Below are 4,049 nucleotides of genomic sequence, written 5' to 3'. Positions count from 1 at the left end.
TTTTAGGATCAAACTTACATACATGCCCACGTAGTATGTCTACCCAGTACAAACAATCGTGACGGTAATCCCAAACCGGACCTTCGCCCACAATAGCATCCCATTTTAATAGTAATTCTGCCTTCATTATTAGCTGCTTAATAATTTCTAGATAATAATGAAAATATGGTAATCATAAGCATATACACAAATTTTTCTACTGTAGACTGCTATTAGTATAATTATAATAACTTTTATTTGCATTTTTATTACACATGTTGTAAATTTGACATTAATTAGTTCCGAATATTAACATCTAGTAATATGAATTTACATCTAAACATTGGATTTCTTGCCATTATAGTGATGGCTTTAGTTTCTGCCTGTCAGCCTTCTTCAGAAGTTGACATTGAAAGCACTCCGGAAATTATCATCCAAAACAGCAGTAATCAAGACGCTCGTATCTACTTATCAGAAGGTGATAAGGTATTGCCCTTTGAAGAGGTATCTGCTTCCACCAAGAATGGTAGGATACAGACCGAACCCGCTGAGGATTTAAACTACGTATTAGTACTACGAGCACAGGTTGACCCGCCTCAGTGGCAAAATAGCAAGTTGCAAGCTTCTCATGTAACTGTAGAAGACGGATTAGCTTACGTAACCTACAATACCCAAGGTAGTGCCTTTTTGGGTGGTTTAGATATTATTAATGTCCAAAACCCTAGAAATGCCACCTTAGTCGCTCAAGCAATATACCCAAATACTGAATTTAGTTCAGTAGCCGTTGATGATAGCATTATCTACTTAGCGGGTGCTCAATTGGATGAAGATAGCCTGTCATCTCCCGCCATCTTAGAGATTGTGAGTTACCAAGGTAATCTATCATCGGAGCGCAAAACGATTGATGTACCTGGGTATGTGAGTACCGATGTGAAGGTGGATGAAAATTTCATTTACATCACCCACGGCTCCACTGGTGGTTTGAGTATTTACAACAAGGCTAGCCTTGAGCTGGTAGAGACTGTTCCTTTGGATGACGCTCGTTCTTTGCTGGTGTCAGACGATCAAGTAACCGTGATGCAAGGTAGTCCTGCGCGGATTACCACCATTCAAAAGAATTCTTGGCAAATCGTACAGACTGTAGCTACGGAAGGAGCAAACGAGGTCGGAGCAAAATCAGTTTTTGCTATGTCTGACGATACCTATTTTGTGCCTGCTGGACAGGAAGGGTTGAAATTACTAAGTAGACCAGATGGATCGCTAACTCAGCACATAACCATTCCTGAAGTTGAAGATGTTGAAGCAGTTAACTTGACTTGTAATGGTGTTTCTTATGCGAGCGATAAAGTATTTGCGGCTAATGGGGCCGCAGGGATGTACGTAATGCATCAAGTAGATGAAGATTTTCAATTGTTCGGGTCAGTTCAATTTCCAGCATCAGCTAATTACGTAATGAGCCAAGAAAACCTACTTTTTGTTGCTACTGGTACCGAAGGATTACAGATCATTGAAATTGTTGAGTACGATCCCAATTCAGGTGATTACATTACCATCGGTGGCTGGAACGAATATGGTCGTCCGGACTATCTATGTGAAACCAGGACCGAGATTAATGCTAACGTTGAAGCTCGTCTCAATCAGCAGTTCATTGCTGGTGACGACCTCACCCAACGTCAGCCAGATTGGTTTCTAGCAACAGTTTTGACTGATATTGCACTGTTGGAAGATACTGATTTAGAAATTACGGTAGTAGGTGAATCAACTCATCATAAAAATACTATCGGATACTACACATATCCCAACAATACCAAACCAGAAAGCCCCAACGATCTTACGGATCAAACCGTACTATTTCCCAATGCTACCGTTACTCTTAGCGAAAGTCACTTAATGAAGGGCGATAAAGTCTGTCTACCGGGCTTTTCAGGAGGAAACACGCTTGGCTTCTTCCTAAACTTTAAAGGATTTGTTGATGAAGAAGTTACAACGGGGTACCAAACGCACTATTCAAGCTGGTGGCTCAACAAAAACCGCCCCATTAAACAACAAAATATTGTGTTAGCTATTCCTGAGCAACAAATGCTAGTTCTTGCTTATGAAGATATACAGCGCCCTTACCACGATCAGGACTTTGACGATGGCGTATTTTTACTTAAATTCAGCAATCCAGATGCCGTAAATTGGTCGGCTTTTCCAAAACTACCTTAATTAACGATTGCTAACTTCTGATAAGACCTCCGAACAGTATTCACTTTCGGAGGTTTTTCTTTTATGAGTCATATTATCTCTGTTCGCGGACATACTCCCACTGTTGGAAACAACTGTTTTATAGCACCTACGGCTACTCTTATTGGTGAAGTTACTGTAGGCCACGACTGTAGCTTGTGGTTTAACACTGTTGTCCGGGGTGATGTAGCTTCTATTGAGATTGGGAGTAATAGCAATATTCAGGATGGGGTAATTATCCACGGTACGTACCAAAAAGCCAATACAGTCATCGGTAATTATGTATCGGTCGGACACCGAGCGTTAGTGCACGGATGCACTTTGGAAGACTTTGCACTTATTGGGATGGGAGCTATTGTGATGGACCATGCTGTAATTGGGAGAGGAGCATTAGTTGCCGCTGGAGCTGTAGTACTAGAAAATACAATCGTAGAAGCTGGGTATCTATACGCTGGAGTGCCGGCTCGTAAGATCAAAAAGCTGGACTCATCGCATCAAGAGCGTATGCAGACAATCGCTGACAATTATTCAATGTACACGGCCTTTTCATAAAAAGTCAGCGTGTTTGAAAAGGGGGACTGCCAGCGATAGATTGTACGTTAATTCTTCTTGCATGGCTTTCAGATAGCCCTTTTTCTGCTGTCTAAGTAAGTTGCCTGCTACCGATATAATACTGGCTAAAGTTTTGCTGCGGGCCGGTTCTTTGCATCTGATGCGATCTTCGCGGAAGGTAGCATCTCTGACCCAATTATCGGCCTCAATGCTCCAATGTTGCCGAATAGCTTGCAAGAATTCTTGGGGGGTGATCTGCTCTATGGAGGCATTAGATAAGTAATAACTGGTTTCCCGGCTCACTTTGCCGGTTTTACATTGCGTGCTTTCTCGCTCTACTACCACCAGGACAGCAAATTTTGAGCTATCCCATTTTTCCTCAAAGCAAACGGCATCTGTGGGATAAAAAGAAGCTTTTCGCCTTTCTATGCGTCCGTGGCCTTTCTCCGAAGTTTCTTGTTTAGCTATAGGGGCTATTAGTTTGATATGATCTTGTAAATCTTCCAGCAGTACGGGCTGATTAGCTTTCACTTGGGCTATATAAGTGCCTTTAGCATTCTGAACCATTTCCAGTGTTTGACTTTGGGTATGTAAAGCATCAAAAGTGAGGTGTTGACTAGCTAGAGCATCTTCTTGTAAAAGTTCTCTCACACAAGTGATTTCGCTTTCTTTAGCCCCGTGATAGAATAATCCCGATAGACTAATACTACTTTGATGTAGCAAAGGACGGACGATACACAATCCCCTTTTCTCTCCCAGTACCCCATCAATGGTACCTCTGAGTTCTTTTCCATCAAAACTAACCCAACTGTTGGAAGCCAGCAAACAGGCTTGCCAACCAAAGTAGCGAGTATGAAAGTGTTGATAGGTAACAGTATCCACCAAGGCCAATAAACGGCGCAATTGCACATCAGAGACTGTATACCTGACCGATAAGCCCAATAAAGAGCATAGGCAATGGTGATGTCGTACCAAAAACCGGTGAATTTCGGCGATGAGCACCTTGCCCGTCATGACCGCTAACAGCACCCCAAACAACACAAAGTGCAGATCATGGCGTTTGCCCCGGTTATCACGTGGATCAATCATATTGGCTTGCAGATAGTGATAGTAAGTTCTACATTCGTTTTTTTAAGACAGGGTAGCATAGTTTGTTAGTTTGATAGTGGAACATCAAAATTAACAGCTTTTTGCTATCCTCTCTTTTTTATGAAAAGACCGTGCCTATTTATATAAGCTTTATTTTTTAGTAACTTAAGGATTGGGAAGTTGTCCTGAAGTACTTAAAATCC

4 protein-coding genes are annotated in these 4,049 nt (G+C 41.8%); 2 read left to right on the top strand and 2 right to left on the bottom strand.

Annotation, left to right across the window (positions count from 1 at the left end; genetic code table 11):
* Positions 1 to 127: SMP-30/gluconolactonase/LRE family protein (locus WBA23_RS10165; protein WP_424582169.1), on the bottom strand; the 127-nt coding region annotated here is incomplete at its 3' end.
* 176 nt (positions 128 to 303) lie between these two features.
* On the opposite strand from WBA23_RS10165, the gene WBA23_RS10160 reads away from it, so the two are divergent.
* Positions 304 to 2,187 carry a hypothetical protein gene (locus WBA23_RS10160; protein WP_424582168.1) on the top strand — a complete coding sequence of 628 codons (1,884 nt, stop codon included), beginning with the start codon at positions 304 to 306 and terminating at the stop codon, positions 2,185 to 2,187.
* 63 nt (positions 2,188 to 2,250) lie between these two features.
* Positions 2,251 to 2,757 carry a gamma carbonic anhydrase family protein gene (locus WBA23_RS10155; protein ID WP_424582167.1) on the top strand — a complete coding sequence of 169 codons (507 nt, stop codon included), beginning with the start codon at positions 2,251 to 2,253 and terminating at the stop codon, positions 2,755 to 2,757.
* Here the strand turns inward: WBA23_RS10155 and WBA23_RS10150 are convergent.
* A complete protein-coding gene (locus tag WBA23_RS10150; RefSeq protein WP_424582166.1) occupies positions 2,752 to 3,846 on the bottom strand; it encodes an ISAs1 family transposase in 1,095 nt (364 codons plus the stop codon). The two genes, WBA23_RS10155 and WBA23_RS10150, sit on opposite strands and share 6 nt — an antisense overlap.
* Positions 3,847 to 4,049 lie beyond the last annotated feature (203 nt).

The organism is Tunicatimonas sp., from assembly GCF_049647865.1.
Lineage (GTDB): Bacteria > Bacteroidota > Bacteroidia > Cytophagales > Cyclobacteriaceae > Tunicatimonas.
This window is presented reverse-complemented; position numbering and strand designations above follow the sequence as displayed.